This window comes from Paracoccus sp. MC1854, assembly GCF_014164635.1.
Classification (GTDB): Bacteria; Pseudomonadota; Alphaproteobacteria; order Rhodobacterales; family Rhodobacteraceae; genus Paracoccus.
The window spans coordinates 1-20,850 of sequence record NZ_JACJFU010000027.1 but is presented as its reverse complement, the minus strand read 5'-3'; the positions used below and the strand labels follow the sequence as shown (position 1 = coordinate 20,850).

Annotated in this window: 21 protein-coding genes and 2 pseudogenes; 19 read left to right on the top strand and 4 right to left on the bottom strand. The window is 70.0% G+C overall.

All coding sequences use genetic code 11. From position 1 onward, the window contains the following. Positions 1–48: 48 nt before the first annotated feature. The 3 genes from H5395_RS14565 (at position 49) to H5395_RS14555 (ending at position 3,356) form a co-directional block, all read left to right on the top strand. Complete coding sequence (locus H5395_RS14565) at positions 49–1,692, top strand: NAD(P)/FAD-dependent oxidoreductase (protein WP_182793299.1); 1,644 nt, start codon at positions 49–51, stop codon at positions 1,690–1,692. Between the two features lie 76 nt (positions 1,693–1,768). Beyond that, positions 1,769–2,956, top strand: a complete 1,188-nt coding sequence (locus tag H5395_RS14560; RefSeq protein WP_182793298.1) for a serine hydrolase — start codon at positions 1,769–1,771, stop codon at positions 2,954–2,956. A 73-nt stretch (positions 2,957–3,029) separates the two neighbouring features. Next, positions 3,030–3,356, top strand: coding sequence for a DUF1330 domain-containing protein (locus tag H5395_RS14555; RefSeq protein ID WP_182793297.1), 327 nt, complete (start codon positions 3,030–3,032; stop codon positions 3,354–3,356). Here H5395_RS14555 and H5395_RS14550 read toward each other — a convergent pair. Both H5395_RS14550 and H5395_RS14545 read right to left on the bottom strand, forming a co-directional pair. Continuing rightward, a complete protein-coding gene (locus H5395_RS14550; RefSeq protein ID WP_182793296.1) occupies positions 3,338–3,634 on the bottom strand; it encodes an integrase core domain-containing protein in 297 nt (98 codons plus the stop codon). The two genes, H5395_RS14555 and H5395_RS14550, sit on opposite strands and share 19 nt — an antisense overlap. A gap of 8 nt (positions 3,635–3,642) precedes the next feature. Then, positions 3,643–3,966: an antibiotic biosynthesis monooxygenase gene (locus H5395_RS14545; protein WP_182793295.1), complete on the bottom strand. Its 324-nt coding sequence runs from the start codon at positions 3,964–3,966 to the stop codon at positions 3,643–3,645. Positions 3,967–4,418: 452 nt separating this feature from the next. On the opposite strand from H5395_RS14545, the pseudogene H5395_RS14540 reads away from it, so the two are divergent. Next, positions 4,419–4,658: pseudogene (locus tag H5395_RS14540) on the top strand (transposase); the annotation flags it as partial. A 207-nt stretch (positions 4,659–4,865) separates the two neighbouring features. On the opposite strand, the gene H5395_RS14535 reads toward H5395_RS14540, so the two are convergent. Then, entirely contained in the window at positions 4,866–5,276 is a 411-nt protein-coding gene (locus H5395_RS14535; RefSeq protein ID WP_182793293.1) for a helix-turn-helix transcriptional regulator, read from the bottom strand. On the opposite strand from H5395_RS14535, the gene H5395_RS14530 reads away from it, so the two are divergent. Then, positions 5,268–5,438: a hypothetical protein gene (locus tag H5395_RS14530; RefSeq protein ID WP_182793292.1), complete on the top strand. Its 171-nt coding sequence runs from the start codon at positions 5,268–5,270 to the stop codon at positions 5,436–5,438. The two genes, H5395_RS14535 and H5395_RS14530, sit on opposite strands and share 9 nt — an antisense overlap. Before the next feature lie 118 nt (positions 5,439–5,556). After that, positions 5,557–6,755, top strand: a pseudogene (locus H5395_RS14525) (IS256 family transposase). On the opposite strand, the gene H5395_RS14520 reads toward H5395_RS14525, so the two are convergent. After that, positions 6,730–7,470 carry a hypothetical protein gene (locus tag H5395_RS14520; protein ID WP_182793291.1) on the bottom strand — a complete coding sequence of 247 codons (741 nt, stop codon included), beginning with the start codon at positions 7,468–7,470 and terminating at the stop codon, positions 6,730–6,732. The pseudogene H5395_RS14525 and the gene H5395_RS14520 sit on opposite strands and share 26 nt — an antisense overlap. Positions 7,471–7,696: 226 nt before the next feature. On the opposite strand from H5395_RS14520, the gene H5395_RS14515 reads away from it, so the two are divergent. The 13 genes from H5395_RS14515 to H5395_RS14460 all read left to right on the top strand — a co-directional run bounded on the left by H5395_RS14515 (position 7,697) and on the right by H5395_RS14460 (position 20,709). Next, positions 7,697–8,596 carry a BTAD domain-containing putative transcriptional regulator gene (locus H5395_RS14515; protein WP_182793290.1) on the top strand — a complete coding sequence of 300 codons (900 nt, stop codon included), beginning with the start codon at positions 7,697–7,699 and terminating at the stop codon, positions 8,594–8,596. Between the two features lie 360 nt (positions 8,597–8,956). Continuing rightward, complete coding sequence (locus H5395_RS14510) at positions 8,957–9,517, top strand: hypothetical protein (RefSeq protein WP_182793289.1); 561 nt, start codon at positions 8,957–8,959, stop codon at positions 9,515–9,517. Continuing rightward, positions 9,514–9,735 carry a hypothetical protein gene (locus tag H5395_RS14505; protein WP_182793288.1) on the top strand — a complete coding sequence of 74 codons (222 nt, stop codon included), beginning with the start codon at positions 9,514–9,516 and terminating at the stop codon, positions 9,733–9,735. The genes H5395_RS14510 and H5395_RS14505 overlap by 4 nt, the downstream gene beginning before the upstream one ends. Before the next feature lie 51 nt (positions 9,736–9,786). Further along, positions 9,787–10,140, top strand: coding sequence for a hypothetical protein (locus H5395_RS14500; RefSeq protein ID WP_182793287.1), 354 nt, complete (start codon positions 9,787–9,789; stop codon positions 10,138–10,140). Continuing rightward, the gene (locus H5395_RS14495; RefSeq protein WP_182793286.1) at positions 10,130–10,753 is read left to right on the top strand and encodes a hypothetical protein; all 624 of its coding nucleotides are present in this window, start codon (positions 10,130–10,132) and stop codon (positions 10,751–10,753) included. Before H5395_RS14500 ends, H5395_RS14495 begins: the two co-directional genes overlap by 11 nt. Continuing rightward, on the top strand, positions 10,750–11,373 hold the full coding sequence (locus H5395_RS14490) for a hypothetical protein (RefSeq protein WP_182793285.1): 624 nt from the start codon (positions 10,750–10,752) through the stop codon (positions 11,371–11,373). The genes H5395_RS14495 and H5395_RS14490 overlap by 4 nt, the downstream gene beginning before the upstream one ends. Positions 11,374–11,382: 9 nt before the next feature. After that, complete coding sequence (locus H5395_RS14485) at positions 11,383–11,991, top strand: PASTA domain-containing protein (RefSeq protein ID WP_182793284.1); 609 nt, start codon at positions 11,383–11,385, stop codon at positions 11,989–11,991. 105 nt (positions 11,992–12,096) lie between these two features. Beyond that, a complete protein-coding gene (locus tag H5395_RS14480) occupies positions 12,097–12,804 on the top strand; it encodes a hypothetical protein (protein WP_182793283.1) in 708 nt (235 codons plus the stop codon). Between the two features lie 5 nt (positions 12,805–12,809). Further along, the gene (locus H5395_RS14475; RefSeq protein WP_182793282.1) at positions 12,810–15,077 is read left to right on the top strand and encodes a S8 family serine peptidase; all 2,268 of its coding nucleotides are present in this window, start codon (positions 12,810–12,812) and stop codon (positions 15,075–15,077) included. Continuing rightward, a complete protein-coding gene (locus H5395_RS19020; protein WP_370576468.1) occupies positions 14,968–16,044 on the top strand; it encodes a peptidoglycan-binding protein in 1,077 nt (358 codons plus the stop codon). Before H5395_RS14475 ends, H5395_RS19020 begins: the two co-directional genes overlap by 110 nt. A gap of 162 nt (positions 16,045–16,206) precedes the next feature. Continuing rightward, the gene (locus H5395_RS19530; RefSeq protein ID WP_182793281.1) at positions 16,207–18,282 is read left to right on the top strand and encodes a M15 family metallopeptidase; all 2,076 of its coding nucleotides are present in this window, start codon (positions 16,207–16,209) and stop codon (positions 18,280–18,282) included. 10 nt (positions 18,283–18,292) lie between these two features. Continuing rightward, complete coding sequence (locus tag H5395_RS14465; RefSeq protein WP_200559399.1) at positions 18,293–20,086, top strand: peptidoglycan-binding protein; 1,794 nt, start codon at positions 18,293–18,295, stop codon at positions 20,084–20,086. Further along, the gene (locus tag H5395_RS14460) at positions 20,023–20,709 is read left to right on the top strand and encodes a phospholipase D-like domain-containing protein (RefSeq protein ID WP_182793280.1); all 687 of its coding nucleotides are present in this window, start codon (positions 20,023–20,025) and stop codon (positions 20,707–20,709) included. The genes H5395_RS14465 and H5395_RS14460 overlap by 64 nt, the downstream gene beginning before the upstream one ends. Positions 20,710–20,850: the final 141 nt, after the last annotated feature.

The following is a 20,850-nucleotide window of genomic DNA, read 5'->3' as shown; positions in this document are numbered from 1 at the left end:
CTCGGCGGGTCCGGGGAGGGACCCGTATTCAGGAGGAGGAAAATATCGATGGCTCTGGATTCTCATATCTCGCCGCAGGCCGAAGCATCGGCGGGCCAGCAGGTACTGGACGCGCTGATCATCGGGGCCGGGGTGGCGGGGCTCTATCAGTTGCACCAGTTGCGCCAGCTCGGCCTGAAGGTGCGGGCTTTCGACACGGCGGCCGACGTGGGCGGCACCTGGTACTGGAACCGCTATCCCGGCGCCAAGTTCGACTCCGAGGCCTATATCTACCAGTACCTGTTCTCGGAAGACCTGTACAAGAACTGGTCATGGAGCTCGCGCTTTCCCGAGCAGCCCGAGATCGAACGCTGGCTGGGCTATATTGCCGACAGCCTGGACCTGCGGCGCGACATCAGCTTCTCGACCACGATCACCAGCGCCGTCTTTGACGAGGACCGGAACCGCTGGACCGTCACCACCGACAAGGGCGAGGTCTTCGATACCCAGTTCCTGGTGACCTGCGGCGGGATGCTGTCCGCGCCCATGGCGGACGTCTTCCCGGGGCAGGACAGCTTCAAGGGGCAGATCGTCCACACCTCGCGCTGGCCGAAGGAAGACATCGACCTGACCGGCAAGCACGTGGGCGTGGTCGGCATCGGTGCCACCGGCATTCAGGTGATCCAGACCATCGCGGACGAGGTGGGCGAGCTGAAAGTCTTCGTGCGGACGCCGCAATATGTGCTGCCGATGAAGAACCCCTCCTATGGCCCCCCGGAGGTCGCCGCCTACAAGGCGCGGTTCGAGGAACTGCGCCAGACGCTGCCCAACACCTTCACCGGCTTCGAATACGACTTCGAGAAGCAGTGGAAGGACCTGACCCCCGAGGAGCGCCGCGCGCATCTGGAGGACTGCTACGAGAACGGCTCGCTCAAGCTGTGGCTGGCGTCCTTCGGCGAGATGTTCTTCGACCCCGAGGTCAGCGAGCAGGTGTCCGAGTTCGTGCGCGAGAAGATGCGCGCCCGGCTGAAGGATCCAAGGCTCTGCGAATTGCTGATTCCGACCGACTACGGCTTCGGCACGCACCGGGTGCCGCTGGAGATGAACTACCTCGAGGTCTACCTGCGCCCGAATGTCGAGGCGGTGCCGGTCAAGGACAACCCCATTGCCCGCATCACGCCCGACGGGATCGAGCTGGCGGATGGCACGCGCTACGATCTGGACGTCATCATCCTCGCGACGGGCTTCGACGCCGGGACAGGCGCCTTGACGCGCATCGACATTCGCGGGCGCGGCGGGCGTTCGCTGCGCGAGGACTGGGGCCGCGACATCCGCACCACGATGGGGCTGATGGTGCATGGCTATCCCAACATGTTCACGACGGCGGTGCCGCTCGCACCCTCGGCCGCGCTTTGCAACATGACGACCTGCCTGCAGCAGCAAACGGAATGGATCACCGACACGATCCGCGCCATGCGCGAACAGGGCAAGTCGGTGATCGAGCCGACCGAGGAAGGCGAGGAAGCTTGGGTCAAGCATCATGACGAGACGGCCAGCGCGAACCTGATCTCGAAGACCAATTCCTGGTACCTGGGATCGAACGTGCCCGGCAAGCCGCGCCGCGTGCTGTCCTATACCGGCGGCGTCGGCACCTATCGCCGCAAATGCGCCGAGGAGGCAGCGGCCGGCTATCCCAGCTTCGCGATGGCATGAACAGGATCGCGCCGGCGCGGGCAGGCACCGGCGTGGCCTCGCAACGGGAACCTCAGGTTCCGCAAGGGAGCACAGGATGAACGAGGATTTCACAACCGCCGCCGACCGCGTGCTGAATGGCGTCGTCACCAGCGAGCCGCGGGTGCCGGGTGTCGTCGCGATGGCAACCGACCGGCAGGGTAATTTCTATGAAGGCGCCGCGGGGCAGCGCAGGCTCGACCGCGACGAGCCGATGACGACCGACAGCGTCTTCGCGCTGTTCTCGACCACCAAGGCGATCACCGCCACGGCCGCGCTGCAACTGGTCGAGGAGGGCAGGCTGGACCTTGACGCCCCGGCCGAGACCTACGCCCCCGACATCGGCACGCTGCAGGTGATCGAGGGCTTCGACGCGCAGGGCGAGCCGGTCCTGCGGGCGCCGAAAAGCAAGGTCACCACACGGCAGCTTCTGACCCACAGCGGGGGCTTCGGCTACGACTTCTTCAGCGAGACCTACAATCGTCTTGCCCAGGACAAGGGCCAGCCGAGCGTCATCACCGCCTCCCGCGCGGCCATTATGACGCCCCTCCAGTTCGACCCCGGTGAGCGCTGGGAATACGGCAGCAACATCGACTGGGTCGGCCAGGTGGTCGAGGGCATCACCGGCAAGCGCCTGGGCGAGGTCTTCGAGTCCCGCATCTTCGAGCCGCTGGGCATCACCGACATGACCTTCGAGCTGAACGACCGGCTGCGCGCCCGACTTGCGGGGATGCACAACCGCAATGCCGATGGCAGCCTGACGGCGACCGATTTCGAGCTGCCCGACAGGCCCGAGATCCACATGGGCGGGCATGGCCTTTACGGGACCGTCGGCGACTACATGCGCTTCATCCGCATGTGGCTGAACGACGGGCGCGGCGAGAACGGGCAGGTGCTGAAGCCCGAGACGGTGGCGATGGCCGAGCGCAACCATCTGGGTGACGCGAAGGTCACGATGCTGCCGGGCGTGATCCCGTCGCTGTCGAACGACGCCGAATTTTTCCCAGGCCTCTCCAAGTCCTGGTCGCTGCCCTTCATGATCAACGACGAGGCGGCGCCGACCGGCCGCCCGGCTGGGGCGCTGGGCTGGGCGGGCCTTGCCAACCTGTTCTACTGGATCGACCGGCGGAACGGCGTCGGCGGCTTCTGGGCCACCCAGATCCTGCCCTTCGGCGACCCGGTGTCCTTCACGGGCTACATCGACTTCGAGACCGCCTGGTACCAGTCGCAGCGGCTGGCGGCGTGACCACAGGGGCAGGGCCGGCGCCCTGCCCACTGCACGGACGATCGTTCAACAACAGGGAAGAGGGACAGCACCGATGCCATGCTATTTGATCGCCGAGGTGAAGATCACCGACGACAGCTGGGTTCCGGATTATGCCGCCAAGGTCCACGACATCGTCGCGCGCCACGGGGGCCGCTACCTGTCGCGCAGCGGCAGGATCGAGGCGCTGGAAGGCCAGGCGCCCGACGCCTCGCTGATCGCGCTGATCCAGTTCCCCTCAAGCGAAGCAGCGACGGCGTTCGCCACCGACCCGGAATACGCGCCCTTTGGCGAGGCCCGGAAGGCAGGCAGCGTCAGCAACCTTTACCTGATCGACGACACCGACCTGGCAGGATCCATCCCCTATCTCGCCAAGGGGTAAACGGTGCGACTGGCATCCGAGAACCCTTCGGGCGCATGGGAAAAGTTCATGAACCAGTGAGCGTTCGGACATTCGGATCCGAGCCTGTTGTTGAACGCTTCGATGAAACCATTGTCGGTCGGCTTGCCCGCGCGCGAGAACTCCAAGACAACGCGCCTGGCGCAAGCCCGCAGGTCGAGGTCGCGCGAGAGGAACGCGCTACCTTGGCCTGTCAGGAGTGAAGTGCTGAAGAAGGCTGTGGCCGCGCGAAACCCTAAGGTCGCGCAGCCGACGGTCACGCCGGGGCTCAGGCCTTTTCGGCGGTGATTTCCTGAATGGCGGTGAAGCCCTCGAAGCGCGGGGAGCCGCTGTGCAGCTTGCGGGTCTCGCCCGCGCCGGCATGGGCGTCGCGGAACTGCTGGCTGCGGGTCCAGTTGCGGAACGCATCCTCGCTTTCCCAGACCGTGTGCGAGGCGTAGAGCCGCGCGCCGTTCTCCTCGGGACCCTTCAGCATGTGAAACTGGACGAAGCCGGGCAGCTCCTTCAGGCGGCTGTCGCGGCCGAGCCAGAGCGTCTCGAAATCGGCGGCATTCTCGATCGGGACGGTGAAGCGGTTCATGGCGATGAACATGAAAATCTCCTGTGTCGAGTTTGAAGGCAGAGCGGGGCGGCTGCCGGAAGATCAGCCGGATACGGAGCCGGAAGCAAGGAGGCGTGTCAGGCTTCTTGGACAGCCGGAGGTTCGAGGGTGGGCGGCAGGCGGCAGGTCAACGGCACCGCCCTCCGGCCGGAGGCGCCGATCACCTCTCAAGCGGCATGACGATCTGAGGCTCCAACGGGTACCTCCTCGACCTGACCGGCGGCCGTAGGGCCGATCATGTCATGGAGATCGGCGGCCCGGGAACGCTGTCGCAGTCAAAGGAGGCCTGCCGGATCGGCGGCCATATCGGATGATCGGCATCCTGACCGGTGCGAAGGGCGAGGTCTTGAAGTGCCGGAAAGCGCTGCGCTGGGTCATGCCAGCAGGGCAGGGCGGCCACTTCTCCTCGGGCAAGCCGAGTTTATCTGACAGTGCCCAGGCAGGTGACACTGGAGTTCTCGCGTCCCGGCAAGCCGACCGACAATGGCTTCACTGAGGCGTTCGAAAACAGGCTCGGATCCGAATGCCTGAACAGACACTGGTTCATTAGCCTTGCCGATGCGGCCGAAAAGCTGGAAAATTGGCGAGGACGCTACAACGACGATCGACCCCATAGCGCAATCGAATACAAAGTCCCGAGCGCACTGCATTTTCCCGACGGCCTCACCAGCCCGCCGTCGTGACAAAGCCCGAAAACTCCAGCTTCGGGCGGTCCAAAGTTGGTGGCAGGGCAAATGACCACCAGGCGTAGGTCGCAACTGGATATAAGATTCGTGGCAGGTCCCGCAGATGGCCCGTGCCCGGCTGCGCAAGGAAGCTGCCGGCTTCCACCCCAGCCGCAGCGAGTGATCGATAAACACGCATCACTGGCCCGGTCTAGGCTCTGCGTTTCACAAACGCATCGTCTCACCGGACGGCCGCGCCAGGGTGAAGATCATTCCCGCAGCGGCCCCCCCAAGGCGGTCGGCCAGCAGCGCCAGATCCACCTGCCGGTGGGTGCCGGTCTTGTTGAACAGCCGCAGCAGGTGGGTGCGGACCGTGCTGGGGCGAACGCCGATCGCCTCGGTGGCGGCGCTGACGGTCATGCCCGAGGCGATATGCGAGAAGACCTGCACCTCGGCGGCGGTCAGGCCGAAGGCGCTCGCGTCCACGGCGGCTGCGCCCGAAGGCGCCCGGCAGTCCGACAGGAAAAGCGCGCAGAGCGCGCGGCTTTCCAGCCTTTGGGCACCACCGGCCGGCGCGCCGGGAAGCGCAAGGGGCATGACATGCAGCGCCGACAGGCGGCCGTCATCATGCAACACCGGGGTTCCGCTGCCGCAGGCGCCGGTCCCCGCGGCAAGGCCGCAAGCGCGGTTCACCGCCTGCTGCAGCGTCCCCCGCGCCGCGGGAATGGCGAGGCGCAGCCGGCCCTGTTCGAGGCGCAGCGGATCGCCCGAAGGGCCGTGCCCCTGGTGCTGGTGTAGGAGGCCGCGCGCGGAGACCCAGCGTAGCGCAGCGCGCGGCCGGGGTGACGCTGGCGGCCATTGCCGGTCTTCGGAGAAGGTTCGGGTTGCAAGACCTGGAACCGGAACGGAGACGACGATGACCGACAAGAGAATGGCGCTGATCGAGCTGGTTGAGAAGCGGGCCGACTGCGACCTCGTGCGCGAGATGCTGGCCTTCGCGGCCGAGCGGATCATGGATGTGGAGGTCGAGGCGCGGACGGGCGCGGCGAAGGGCGCGCGTTCGCCTCTGCGGGAAGTCCAGCGGAACGGCTACCGCAATCGCGATTGGGACACCCGCGCCGGACGGATCGCGCTGGAGATCCCGAAGCTGCGCAAGGGCAGCTACTTCCCGAGCTTCATCGAGCCGCGCCGAACGGCCGAGAAGGCGCTCGTGGCCGTCATTCAAGAAGCCTACGTCCATGGCGTCTCGACCCGGTCCGTGGACGACCTGGTCAAGGCCATGGGCGCGGGCGGCATGTCGAAGTCCCAAGTCAGCCGTCTCTGCGTCGAGATCGACGAGCGCGTCAACGCGTTCCTCTCCCGGCCCCTGGAGGGAGCCTGGCCCTACCTCTGGCTCGATGCCACCTACCTCAAGGTCCGCGAGGGCGGACGCATCGTCAGCCGTGCCGTGATAATCGCTGTCGCGGTCAACGAGGACGGCAAGCGCGAGGTTCTTGGCGTCGCCACGGGGCCTTCGGAAGCCGAGACCTTCTGGACCGACTTCCTGCGTAGCCTCGCCGACCGCGGCCTGCGCGGCGTGAAGCTGGTCATCGCCGACGACCACAAGGGCCTGCGCGCGGCAGCGCGCCGGGTGTTCAACGCCACGCATCAAAGGTGCCGGATTCATTGGCTCCGGAACGCCCTGGCGCACGTGCCGACCAAGAGCCGCACGGCGGTTGCGGCGATGCTGAAGACGATCTTCGCGTGAGGCAGACGAAGGCGGAAGCCGAGGCTCAGTGGGACACCGTAGCCGACGCACTGCGCGAGAAGAACGAGAAGCTCGGCGCTCTCATGGACGCCTCCCGCGACGATGTCCTGGCCTACATGTCGTTCCCGCGCGAGCACTGGGCGCAGATCGCGTCGACGAACCCACTCGAGCGGGTCAACCGCGAGGTCAAGCGGAGGTCAGATGTCATCGGGATCTTCCCCAATGACGAAGCCATCGTCCGGCTTGTCGGCGCGCTGATGCTGGAGACTAATGACGAATGGGCCGTGGCGCGGCGATACATGAGCCTTGAAACGCTCGCGCGCGTCACAGACAATCCCACCGTCAGGCTGCCCGCCGTGGCGTCCTGATCAGGCTCGGACCTTTCCGAAGGCCCGGCGCTCCTACACCACGCCCCGGGGCACGATCGCCCGAAGCGAGCGCCGCGCGGCCGGCCTCGTTGGCGTGGATCAGGATCAGCTTTCCGTCCACAAGGAAAATCGGCGCGGCGAGTGCATCGACCACCTGCCGAAAGGCAGACAGGGCTGCCGCCTGCCGCTCGAAGACGCGATTGATGGCCACAGTCCGCCGCAGGTGGGGAAGAAACAGGCACAGTGCGTTCATGTCCGCATCGGTGATCGGCCCGGCATCGCGCTGTCGGCCCATGATCAGCGAGGTCACTATTCCTCCATCCCGCGCAAGCGTGACGCAGATCGCGTCGGTCAGGTCCTGAGGTCTGGCCCATTCGCGGTAGAACCGCCCCCTCAGCATGGCCCCGCCGGGATCGACACGGGACAGCACGGCGGGCTCCTCCATCGGCAGGGCGGCCATCACCTCGGCCCATTGGGCGATTTCTTCGGCCTCGAAGTCGGCCAGGCGCCGGGCTTGGTATTCTGGCACGCCGACGGTCTCGATACGGACCATGACGCCCGAGGGAAGCAGGCTGAATGCGAGGATGGCGTTGGCAAAGCCAAGCCGCCGGTGCAGCAGTCCAAGCATCTCCGGCCAGCGGTCGGGGGCGACGGCGCAATCATAGATCGCGGCGATCAGCCCGCTGACCGCAGCGGCGTCGAGGGAAGGCGACATCTGCACGGCCCCTCAGGGTGCGACAGCGGGAAAATATCACGTCCAGGTTGCGCCTTCCACCGTTTGGTGGACGCAGCCGCCGCGCAACCTGACCATCCTCTGCCGTGATGGGGGCGGCGACCGTCGCAACGGACGTGCCGCCGCTGGCATCGCCGCTTCCCGCGTCGCCGCGCAACGCCCGGTGCGTTCCGGGCGGAAGGGGCGGCAGGAACGAGGGGGGCGGTCCTTGGCGCATCTGGCCTTGCGATTCTGCGGCGAGGAAGCCCTGCTGCGAACGGGCGCGGCAAAAGCGGGGCGGCCTGCCGCCGGCCATGATCGCGCGGCGCTGCCCGACCTAGCCTGGCCGATCCTCGGCTGCCTGCTGGCCTCGCCCCATCATCGCGCCACGCGCGGCGGCCTGATGGCGCAGCTTTGGCCGGACCAGGACGAGGATGGCGCGCGGCACCGCTTTGCGACGGCATTGTGGCGGATCCGCTCGGCTCTGGCCGAGGCCGCGCCGATGATCGTCGCGGAAGGAGAGGTCATCGCCCTGAACCTCGACGCCCATGCCTGGGTGGACGCCGTCGCGGTCGAGCGGCGGCTGACCGCAGTCCTTGCCGCGCCGCAGCGGCTGGCGTTGCCGGGCGAGCGGCGGCGGCTTGTCCACGCGCTGGGCCAATATCGCGGCCCCTTCCTGCCCGAACGCGACCAGGAATGGATCATGCTTCAGCGGGCGCGGCTGCAAAGCCTGCATCTGGACGCGCTTTATGCCTTGACCGCGGCGGCGGCACAGGCGGGCGCCTGGTCCGAGGCGCAGGTCAGCGCCAGCCGTCTTTGCGCCGCAGAGCCGCTGCGCGAGGATGCCCAGCGCCTGCTGATGGAGGCCCATCTGCGCTGCGGCAACCGGGCGCTGGCGTTGCGGCAATACCGCCGGTGCGAGGCGATCCTGGCGCAGGAACTGGGAGTCGCCCCCATGCCCGAAACCCGGGCCTTGGCTGCGACGATCGCGGGCGAGGACCACGGGGCGGCCATTCCCGTGCTCCTGCCGGCCGTTCCTGACGACGCGACCAGCCGGGCGGCGCTGATCGACGCGCGCGACAAGGTACTGGAAACGCTGCGCATCATAGATCGCGCGCTGACCTGCTGACCTGCAGCCGCCCTGGTGCGCGGAATCCTTCCGCCGTGACGTCCCGGTGATGCTGCGGTGATCCCGCCATGGGACTTTGTGAGTCGCAATCAACCTTCAGCGCCGCGAGGACGAGGTGGATGATGGTGCCGACGACGACAAGGAAGCGCCAAGGCCAGCGCCCGCGCGCCTGCGCGGACGCTGCTGCTGCGGATCTGGTCGGAACACGACGGCCGCGAGCCTGTCGTCCGGGGGACCCTCAGCGATCTTTCCGGCAAGCCGCAAGGGGCCTTCGCATCATTCCAGGCGCTTTGGGCGCTGCTTGCGCGGCTGTTGTCGCAGCCCTGCCGGTAAGGAGACGTGAGAGTCATGGAAGATTTCATGCTGATGAACCAGCCGCCCCGAAACGACCTGCAGAACCTGCGCCAGGTGGTGCAGGCGCAACTGGCTGCGATGCCGACTGCACAACTGCGCCATGTCGTGGACGGAACCTTCGGACCCGGAACCGCGGAAGGCATCGACGAGGATCTTGAGGGGATATTCGGCGACATCGGCAAGGCCCTCTCCTCGGCCGCCCGCGATGTCGGCCGCTTCGCCAGCAAGGCCGCCCCGGGCATCGCCTCTATCGGCGGCGGCGTCCTGAAGGGCGCGGCGGCGGGCTCGGCCCTTGGGCTGCCCGGCATCATCGCGGGTGCCGCAACCGGCGGCGTCGGCGGGGGGCTGAGCACCTATGGCAAGGCCGCCGCAAGGCAGGTCGGGCAGGCACTGAGCGGCGTGACCCAGCTGGCGGGCGGACTGACGCCGATGGGCCAGTTGGGCGGGACGCTCGGCTCGGCCGTCGGAAGCCTTGGCGCCCCCGCCGACCCGGCCGGCAGCCGGGGCCAGCGGGGGCGCTGGGGCAGATCGCGGGGATGCTGGGCTCGCCACAGGCGGGAGCCTTGATGCGCGGTGGCGGCATGGGCGGCGGTGCGCTGGGCCAGATTGCCGGGCTGCTGGGCTCGCCGCAGGCCGCCTCGGCCCTGGGGGGGCTGTTCGGCGGGGGCGGCGCGCCGGGCCAACTGGCCGCGGCGACCCGCAATCCCGACGTGCAGAAGGCGCTGGCGGCCCTGCGGCTGGGACCGCTGGGCCGACCGACCATTCCCGTGGGCGCCGCCGGATAGGCCGTCCCCACCGCCGCCTTCGCGCAACTGCTGGGCCACCTGTCGAACCGGGTGGCGGCCGAGGCGGAAGGCGCGGACGAAGCCGAGGCGCTGGGCTTCATGGCCGACGGCGAGGGCGGCTTCATCGGCGATCCGGCCAGCGCCTCGGATCGCGCCGCGCGGCTGTGGGACATGATGAACGAGGCGATGGCCGAACGGATGATCGAAACGATCAAGGCCGAGTATCTCGCCAGCGAAGGTTCCGAAGCCGAGGACGAGGGCGAGGACTGGGACGGCGAGGACATCGAGGATTGGGACGACGAGGTCGAATGGGCCGAGTTCATCGACGCGATGGACATGGCCGACCTGGCCGAGATGGACTACGCGCCCGAGCTTGATCCGATGGAGGCGCGCCATGCCTGGTGAGATCGAGGACATCGGGATGGCGGGCGGCGGCGATCATGGCGACGTGACGCAGCATCCGGCCGGGCCGCATCCCCCCGACGTGACGCTGCCCGGCCTGGCGCTGCTGGACGCGATCCGCAGCAATGCCGCGGACCCGGGCCGCGCGCTTCTGGGTGCGCTGGCGGGACAAGGGGACGGCGGCAGCGGCACGGACTGGCTGATGAAGCTGATGGCCGGGCAGGACGAGGCCGAGACCGACCGCATCCGTGAGGAACTGCGCGAGGAGGTCCGGGCCGAGCAGGCCGACGCCATCGCCGAACTCGGCGACACCGCCCGCCGCCTGTTCGCCGAACGCGAGGAGGTGCGCCGCCGGCTTGAGGAGCTGGCCGCCGCGCTGGGCGCCTGTCCGCTGTGCTTTGGCGAGGATCTGCTTTGCCCGACCTGCCACGGCGCGGGCGAACCCGGCGCGCGCGCACCCGATCCTGTCGCGTTCCCTCGCTTCGTCGTGCCGGCGCTCGATCGCGCGCGCGCGGTCATGCGCCGCACGGCTGCGCGCCGGCCGTGGCCGCAGCCGACCCCGAGGCCGCCGTCCTTCGACCCGGCCACGGTCAACAGAGGAGGAACCGCATCATGACTTATCCCTATGCTGACACCGAGGATCTGGATTTCGCCGAAGGCGAGTCTTGGGCCGGCGAGAACTGGCCAAGCGAAAACTGGCCCGGCGAAAACTGGGACAACTATTTCGAGGCCGAGAACTGGGAAGCCGCCCGCCGCCGGCGCGGCAGACCCCAGCGGCCCGTGCCCACCGCCAAGGGCGCCAATGCGTTCCGCGGCCGAGGCCCGAGTTCTGGCCCCGTGACGCAGGCGCAGCTTGCCGCCTCGCTGGCGCAGGTCCGGCAGGAGATGCAGGCCAATGCCACCGGCATCAAGACGCTGGACGGGCGCGTGCGGGCCGCCACGGCCAGCCAGCAGCGGTTCGAAACCGTCACCCGCAGGCAGGTGGACAAGCTGCGGTCGGATCTGAAGACCACGCAGACGCTGTCGGCGCTGATCCCGCTGCTGACCAGCGGAACCCAGTTCGAGAAGGTCGCCCCGCTGATCCACCTGGTCAGTCCCGACCTCGCGAGCGGGACCACCGCCACCGCGGCCGGCCCCGGCTCGTCGCCGGGCGGGCTGCTGGGCAACACCAACAATCTAATCGCCATCGGTGGGCTGCTTTATGCCACCGGCACCTTCGACAAGTCCAAGAAGTGAGGGGCGGTGATGGCAAACTACAATCCCCTGTTCGCCGGCTACATCACCAAGGAGGGCGGGCTGCCGGTGGACGAATGCATCGCCCTGACCGCCGCGGCCATGGTCATCCAGGGTCCGCTGGCGCTTGCCCCCGCGCTGGTGGCGGTCCAGCGCCACCGCGACATGGACAGATTGGACGGGTCCGGTTCGGACGGCTCGGGCGAGGTGACCGGGCCGGTGGGGCCGCCGCTCGTGGACGTGCCGGACCTTATCGGCCAGCCCCTCGACGACGTGCGCCGCCGGCTCAAGGAGCTGGGGCTGGTGCCCGATGTGTCCTTGCATGAGAGCGCCGACGACGAGAAGGGCATGGTCCTCGACCAGCCCCCGCCGCCGTCGGTGGGCGACATGGTGGACACCGGAACCATGATCGCCCTGAAGGTTGGCGCGGGCCAGCCGAAGCGCAACGAGACTCCGGGCGACGACGCCGCCGCGATCGCCGATCTGCGGCGCGACGTCGATGAGCGGCTTGGCAAGATCGAGCAGTCCATCGCCAAGCTGACGGAGATGGTGGCCAAGGCCGCCGCCTCGGTCGCACCGCCCACCGCGCAGGCCGGCGACAAGAAACAGGCGGGCGGCTAGGCGCCGCCGCCATCGACGGGACGCGTGCGGCTGACCTCTGCGCGCGTCCCGCGACCCGAGATTCACCCGCGTTCGCAAGGATGCGCCCGATGGAAAGGGGCCGCCGTGGAAAGCGCGTTGCACGAGCTTATCGCCGAGGGGCAGCCGGGCGACGAGGTTTCGGCGATCGCCCGCCTGCGCCCGGACGGGCTGATCCCGCCCGAGATGCGGGTGATCGCGCGCTTCGGCCGGATCGTCACCTTCCGCGCCCCCCGTGCCGCGATCGAGCGGATCTATCCGCTGATGGAAAGCATCAAGCGCCCGCAGCAATACACCATCACCTTGGAGGACGAGGGCGAAGACGGGACCGGGGCCGACCCGGACGGGAACGGGCGCGACGAACTCGTTTCCATCAGGCATGGCGCCAGCGGGGACGAGGACGCCGCCCTCGACGGGAGGCCGATGCCGGGCGACGGGCGGCGTGCGCCCGGCTGGCCCACCGGCAAGGGGGTGATCGTGGCCCATCTCGACTGGGGTCTCGACTTCACCCATCCCGTCTTCCGCAACCCCGACGGCAGCACCCGGCTGCTGGCGCTGTGGGATCAGGGCGCGGCCTATGACCCCGCCCGGCCCAACCGCTACGGCATCGGCCGCATCCACGACCGCGACCGGATCAACAGTGCGCTGCGCCGCGATGACCCCTTCGCCGCCTTCGGCTATCGCTGGTGGATGTCGGACCGCAAGGCCGGCAGTCATGGCACCCACACGCTGGGCATCTCGGCCGGCGGCATGGTCGAGGGGGCGAGCCGGGCAGGGCGCCCGAGGCCGACCTGATCTTCGTGGACCTGACGACCCGCACCCCGGAAGGACCGAGGCCGCTGGGCGATTCCACCGACCTGATCGAGGGCTGCGATTTGATCCTGAGGGTGGCGGGGGACCGGCGGCTGGTCATCAACGCCAGCCTTGGCCGGCAGGCGAGCCAGCACGACGGGCTGACCCTGACCGAACAGGCCTTCGACGCCATGCTGGCCGCGCGTCCGGGCCGCGCCATGACCATGAGCTGCGGCAACTACTACGCCCGCGCCGCCCATGCCCAGACCACCCTGGACCCCGGCGAGCAGCATGACTTCGCGCTGGAACTCGCCCCCGGCGACCGCCGCAGCGAGGTGGACCTGTGGTATCCCCGCGCCGACCGGCTGTCGCTGTCGGTGCGGGGGCCGGGCGGCATCCACGCCGGGCCGGTGGCCGGGGGCGGCAAGGCCGACGTGCTGCTGGAGGGGCGGGTGGTGGCGCGGCTTTACAACCGCCGCGACGATCCCAACAACGGCGACTCGCAAGGCTCGCTGTTCCTGCACGGCGATGCACCGGCCGGCGCCTGGACGCTGACGGTTCATGGGGAAGCCGTCGGAGACGGTCGCCTGCACGCCTGGGTGGAACGCGACCCCGCCGGGCCGGGCCGGCTGCGCTTTGCGGCGGATGATGCCGACCCGACCTGCACCGTGGGCACCATCTGCAACGGCTTCCGCACGATCGCGGTCGCGGCCTACGACGCGCATTCGACGGCGCGTGGACCCGGCCGGTTTTCCAGTGCCGGGCCGACGCGCGACGGGCGCACCAACCGCCCCGGCATCGGCGCGCCGGGGGTGCGGGTGCTCAGCACCCGCTCGACCCCGCGCGACCGCAGCCCGGCGCCGCGCTACAGCCGGATGTCGGGGACCAGCATGGCGGCACCTTATGTGGCGGGCACCATCGCGCTGATGTTCGCCGCCGCACGCCGCCCGCTGACCATCGACGAAACCCGCGACGCCCTGTTCGCCAGCGTCGAGCCGGTGCCAGACGCGCTGCGCCTGCGCTTTGGCGCGGGCTTCTGCGCCCCGGCCGCGGCGATTGCGCGGGCCGCCGCCATCCACGGACCGCCCGCCGCGGCCCCCGCCATCCCGACGGAGCCGCGCAGGCTGGTTCCGATCACCGACAGGGAGGAGATCACCATGGACGAGTTCGAGGACGACACCGACCAGACCGACGAAGCCTTCGATTGCGACGCCGATTCCGACGCCGAGCAGCAGGCCGCCGACGAGGCCGCCTCTGCGCCGCTGTACGAGGGCTTCGAGGAAACCATCCTGCCGGTGATGGAGGGAGAGGAGGAGGGCGAGGAGGGGGCGGAGGAGGATCCCGGCGCCGAATGGCAGCCCGAGGCGCAGGGCCGACGCCAGCGCAGCGGCTTTGGGGGCGGATTGTCGTTCCAGTTCCAGATCCCCCTCGGCGGAAGTGGCGGCCTTGGCCTTGGGATATCGATCGGCGCCCGGTCCAGCCCCTTTGCGCTCAGCGTGCCGCTGTCCTCGCCTGCTGCACCGAAGCCTTATCCACCCGCGCCTTACCCGGCGCAGCCTTATCCGGCCCCGCCTTACGCCGCGCAGCCCTATGCCGCACAGCCCATCGCGCCTGTCATGCCGGGCGAGCCGCCCGTGACCACCGCGCTCGACCTGCCGCCCGAGCCGGGCGATGTCGCCGCCGCCGCGCAGGCCGCCGCCGATGCGGGCGAGTTCGACCTGGCCGAGAACGAGACCTGCCCCGACTGCGCCGCCCGCGAAACCGAGGATCAGGCCGCGCTGACCGAGGCGCTTGCGCTCGACACCCTGGAACGCAGCTTCATGCCGGCGGACGCGGGCGAATGTGACGGCCGCTACGCCACCGAACGGATGATGGCCGAGGTCGCCTGCGCCGCCCGCTTCGGGTCGTCGGCCGAGATGCTTTCGGCCTTGGGCGAGGCCTTGGGTGACGGCGAAGCCGACGACAGCCCGACCCTGATCGCGCTGTTTCACGCACTTGCCGACCGCAACCTGCCCCAGCCGCGGTTGTTCGGCCGCAGCGTCCGCGTCCTGCTGCGGCCGGGGCAGCCCGTGGGCGATGTCGCGCCCCGGCGCGGGGATATGCTGCTTCGGGCGCTTCCGGGGGCAGGGTTGGGTGCAGGCGTCCTTCGTGGCATCGGACCGCCTTGTGGCCGGCGCGGATGCCGCGGCGCTGGGCTTCCGGGCCGAGACCGACCCGTTGCCAACGACCGGAGGCTTCGTCCATGTGGCGGAACTGTGGCCGGTCCGACGCGCTGAAGAGGACCGATTCCTGCGCCGCCTTTCCACCGGCGCGGGCCTGACTGCCCCCGACACCCTGCTGCTGCGTCTGGGCGTAGGCGACGCCGCCGAAACCTTTGGCGAAGACGAGCAGGACGCCGGGCTGGCGCCGGGCGCGTCCGGCCCTTCGGTGGCCGAGCTGCGACGGCGGCTGAACCTGCTGCACGCGCGGCGGACGACGCAGGGCCTTGCAGGCCTGCCCGACATGCCGCTGGCAGAGGATGGACGCTACGGTCCCCGCCTGCGCGCCGCCCTCGCGGCACTGCAGCGCATGGCCCCCGCTGGGCTGGTGCGCGCCATCGACGGGATCGCCGGGCCCGCCACGCTGAAGGCACTTGCGCTGCTGGAGGCGTCGCTGGCGCTCGTCTCGCCCTCGGCCCCGCCGACCCCACCAGTCCAGCCCACGTCCGGCGGCATCGCCGCGGGCGAGCTGGTCGAGGACCGGCTGCCGCTTCTTGCCAATCACCGTGGCACCCGTCCCGACCTGGTCCTGCGCTGGAACGCCATGCCGTCCGCGCCCGAACGCGTGGATATGGTGGTTCACCTGCACGGCTTTTGTGGTCGTCGGGCCGCCATGCGGATCGACCGGGACAAGCTGCCGGCAAGCGGCCTCGATTTCGCCGACCCGGACGCGCCGGGCAGCGTCGGGCGCAGCCGGCCGACGCTGGCGATCCTGCCGCGCGGCAACTTCTATGGCGGGCGCAGCGGCAGCGGCTATGACTTTCCCGCGCTGCTGGCGCCGGGCGCCTTGGAGCAACTGATCCGGCAGTCGCTGGCGCTGTTCGCCCGCGCGGGCGGGCTGGCGCCGGTCGCGGCGGGGCGGTTGGTCCTGACCGCCCATTCCGGCGGCGGCGCGCCTCTGATGCGGCTGCTTGCGGACCACGACCCCGACGAGGTGCATTGTTTCGATGCCCTTTACGGCGATCCTGCCGCGCTGATCCGCTAGGCCGAATCCAGGCTGCGCGGTCCGGCCGCCGGCGAGGGCGCGCTGCGCGTCCTTTACCGCGCGGGCGAGGGCACCGCCTCCCACAGCCAGGCCGTCGCGCGGGCGCTGGCGCCGCTGACGTCCTCGGACCCTGGCCTCGCCCGCCGCTATCGAGCCGATGCCGTGCCGCAGGCGCATAACGACATTCCCCGGCACTATGGCTGGCGGCTGCTGGCGGATGCCGGGGCCGCCATCGCCCCGGCGACCCGGCGGCGCGCGGCCTTGGGGGAATCCGACGAAGGCCGCTTCCCTGACATTGCCGAGCAGGCGGCGCCCGCCGGCGGCCTCGACCAGCCGCGCATCGACCTGCTCGCCTCGCGCGAGTTCGGCAATGCCGCCGAGTTGCAGGCGTGGTTTGCCGCCGAAGGAGGCTTTGCCGACTGGTTCAACCGCAATCTGGCCGGGCAGGGGCCGTTCAACCGCCCCGGCCGGGGCGGCGCATTGAGGATGCCGACCGGCGCCGCGCCCCGCGCCCGCTTCGACGCCTTCTGGGACCGGCTGTCCCGGGCTTACGGGCAGGACCGCATCAGCCTGCTGGATTTCGCGGCGCTGATGGCCATCGTCCTCAACGAGACGGACGGCGACTTTGCCGGGCGGACGGAATCCAGCGGCAGGGGAGGGGCCGGGCGCAGCGACGCGCGGGGCCCGCACCGGGGCCTTGCCTATTTCTTCGACCGGATCGAGCTGCATCCGGGCCATTTCAAGGCCAGCTACAACCATCTGAGCGGCGGGCGCACCGCAGGCTCGCTGTTCGACGATCCGCTGTATATCCGCGCCCATGGCAGCCTAGGCGGGGCCGACCGTCTTGCCGGGCAGGGCGGGGGCTTCGGCGGCGCGTGGCACGGGCACTATTACCCGCAAGACCAGGTTTCGACCGACGAGCGCGAGGCCGCCACCGCCTTCATCTGCGAGACCGATTTCTACAAGTTCCGCGGCCGGGCGGTGATCCAGACGACCGGGCGGGCCAGCTATCTGCGGCACGTGGGGTTCGTGCAGGGCTATAACGGCGGCGACCCGGCGATCCTCGCGCTGCGGCAGGCCTGGTCCGGGATGTCGGCGGACCAAGCCTGCACTATCAGCACCAACGACCAATGGGAGCGGTGGTTCGCGCTGCCCGACACGCTGGCGCTGGGCCTGCGCTTTCACGCCGGGCCGCGCGGCTATCAGCACATAGCGCGTTCGGCCGAGGCGCTGAACGCGCTGCCACCGGCCAAAGGCCGCCCGCCGAACGGGGCGATCGCCACGATGGGTCAGCGGATCAGCGGCAGCCGCGCCTATGGGGCGGGGATCTACCGCGACCGGGTGTTGGCGCTGATGGAGGCGATGGCGGCGCTGGCTGCGCCCGCGCGCCGCCCGCCGCAGGAGCCCGCGCGCCGTCCCTCGCCGCCTCCTTCCCCTCATCCGCCTCCCCCTCGCCCCGGGCAGGAGCTGGAGCATCGGCAGAACCGTCGCACTCCCGACCGGCCGCAGGGGGGCTCTCCTGCGCCTTCGCCGGTGCCACCGCCCGACGCGGGGGCTGCCCGCGCCCAATGGGACGCCAACCCCCGCACGCATGGCTACTTCAACAATAGCTTCGACACCTATCTGGGCTTCGTCCCGGCCTTTTCCGCGCGGGGCGTGGGCGATGCGGCGGGATACCTTGCCCGGAACATGACCCGGCTGACCTTCTTCGGGCGGCGGCAGGACGGGCACCGCGACCTTGCCGCACCGCTGGCGGCGGCCGAGGCGGCGCTGGCGGGCCGCAGCCTCGATCCGCCGGTCACCAGCTTCGGCTGCCTCAACGTGCGGTTCATCGCGGGCACGCGACGGCTCAGCTTTCACGGGCTGGGGCGTGCTGTGGACCTGAACCCGCGGGCGAACCCCCATGTGAAGCAGGCGGCCGATTTCCTGGTGATCCAGGCGGTGACCGGCGCCGACCTGCGGCGCGAAACCGATCCCGTGCGGCTGCGCGACCTCAGCGCGCAGTTCCAGCGCGGCTTCACCCCGGAATGGCAGGCAGCGCAGACCGACCGGGCCGTCGCACGGGCGCTTGCCGACCACGATACCCGCACCCGGCTGGAGGGCTATGCCCGCCGCGGCTTCTGCACGCTGGACCCCGCGCTGGTCGGGGCGCTGATGGCCGCGGGCCTGCGCTGGGGCGACAGCTGGTCCAGCAGCAAGGATTTCATGCATTTCGAACTGCCCGCCGGCACGGCGTGAGGGGGAGGCGATGATGGAACAGCAGCAGCTTTCCTGGGCGGGTCCACTGGCCGGAACGGCCGAGGCGGGGCCTGCCGATGTCGAGACCGTGGCCCAGCCCGAGCTTGCGCCCCCGCATGGCGCTGCAGGCGCCAGCACCATCCGCTGGTTGCAGGCAGCGCTGAACCGCGTCGGCAATGCCGGTCTCGCCGAGAATGGTGTGGCAGGACGGGCCACGTGCGAGGCCGTGCGCGGCTTCCAGGCGGCGCAGGGGCTGGCGGCGGACGGCGTGGCCGGGCCGCGCACGATGGCCGCCCTGCGCGCGGCGCTGGAGGATGGGGGCGGCGCGGCGGCACTGGCCGGGGACCGCGCCGCCTGCGCGGGTCTTCCTCAACGGCAGGTGCTGGACCGCTTCGCCTTCGGCCAGCCAGGCGTGCCGCCGATCCACCAGCCGCGCATCGACGCCATCGCGGCCTGCCTGCTGGCGAGCCTTGACAGTCCGACGCCGATGGACGGCCTTTCGCTGATCGGCCATACCGACCCGGTCGGCAGCGAGGCCGACAACCTCGCGCTGGGCCAGCGGCGGGCCGAAGCGGTGGCCGCGGCCATCGAGGCAAGCCTGCGGCGGCGGGCGGGAGGCCGGCCCTTCAGCTTCGTCTTCACCCCAAGCAGCCGCGGCGAAACCGAGCCGCTGGCCGATCCCGCCAGCAGCCGCCGGGTCGAGGTCGTGGCGCCCTTCGCCTTCCCGAAAATCGGCCCCCGCCCCGAACCGACGCCGCCGGTTCCGCCTGTGCCACCCTTCCGCTCGGACCTCGATCCGCCGCGCTGGGGGCCGATCCTTTCCCGCGTCATCGGTCCCCGCGCCACGATCCGCAGCGGCAATGCCGTGCGCCACCTGGTCGATGCCGAGAATCCCGGCGCGCCCGCGCTCGCCGGCTATCCGGCGATGGTGGACGCGATCCGCGGGGCGAGCGGCGGCGAGGCGTTCATCTACCTGCTCGGCTGGATCTGCGTGGACGACTTTCCGATGATAACCTGCGATGCCAGCAGCAAGCTGCGCGTCCTGCTGGCCGACGCCGCCGCGCGCGGGGTGCAGGTCCGCGCCGTCTTCTGGGAGGCCCCCATCATCTACCTGACCCAGCGGCGCCAGACGCAGGCCTCGGCGGACCGCATCAACGCGCTTCCCGGCGGCGGCGCGATCATCGACGGCGAAACGCTGCGGAGCGGCGCGCACCACCAGAAGCTGCTGGTCGTGGGCGACGGCCGGGGACTGGTGGGCTTCACCGGCGGGCTGGACGTCAACCCCGACCGGATCCTGCCCTCGACCATCACCTGTCCGCCCGTGCCGGTGGGCCGCGGCACGATCCTCGCCCGCGAGGACGAGACGGAGGTCTGGGACGGGGCGATCCCCGAGGCCGGCGGGGCGGTCTGGCCGGACGACTGGCCCGGCAACCCGCCGAACGTGGAAAGCATGAGCGGGGGCGGCGGAAGTCCCCTGCACGACGTCCACTGCCGGGTCGAGGGACCGGCCGCCTTCGACCTGCTGGGCACCTTCATCACCCGCTGGGACCATCACCCCGGCAGCCGCCGGATCGAGGCGCGCGCGCCCCTGCGCGGCCGCCGCGCGGCGGTGCCCGCGCCCCTGACCCGGCCGCTGCCGCCCGGCATCAGCAGCACGGGCGAAACCTGCTCGGCCTGGTCGGGCGCACGTTCAACCCGCGCCGCGGCTCGGGCTTGCCGCGCGAGCGGGACATCCGCGCGATGCTGCTGGCCGGGATCGCCAACGCGCGCCGCTTCATCTACATGGAGGACCAGTACCTGCTGAACCTCGAGGCCACCCGCGCGCTGCGCGCCGCGCTGCCGCGGATTGCCCATCTGACGATCGTGATCGCCGCTTCGGACGTCAACGGCGACACCCCCTGCATCTGGACCTACCGGCGCGAGTTCGTCACCGTCCTGACCCGCGGCCTGACGCCGGACCTTGCCGCCAAGGTCCGCATCTTCCAGCTGGTCACGCCGCCGGTCCCGCCGGTGGCGCCGCCATGCTCGACCAAGCGGAAAGTGTTCCGCCCGACCTTCGGCCGCCACACCTATGTCCACGCCAAGGCCTGGGTGTTCGACGACGAGCTGGCGGTGATCGGCTCGGCGAACTGCAACCGCCGCGGCTGGGAACACGACTCAGAGCTGAACGCCTTCGTCTTCGACGACCGCGTGCCGGTGACGGCGGCGACCCGCAGCTTCGCCCAGCAGACGCGGATGAGCCTCTGGTCCGAGCACCTGACCCTGCCCGAGGCGCGGCTGGCAGACGGCGTCGCCATCGCCTCGGCCTGGCTGCGGCCGCCGACGACCGCCCGCGTGCTGCCCTACTGCCCGGGGGACGACACCGACATCGCTGAGTTCAAATGCCCCCTTATCAAGGACAGCATTGTCGATCCCCCGGTAACGTGAGGTGCTGGTGGCAGGGTAATCCTCCCCGAAAGTAAGGGGCTTCATAAGTAGAATTTTCTCGGCAAGATGAACGAGGAGATTTCGAATGAAGACAAGCAGATACACTGAGGCTCAGATCATCGCGATCCTGCGGCAGGCTGA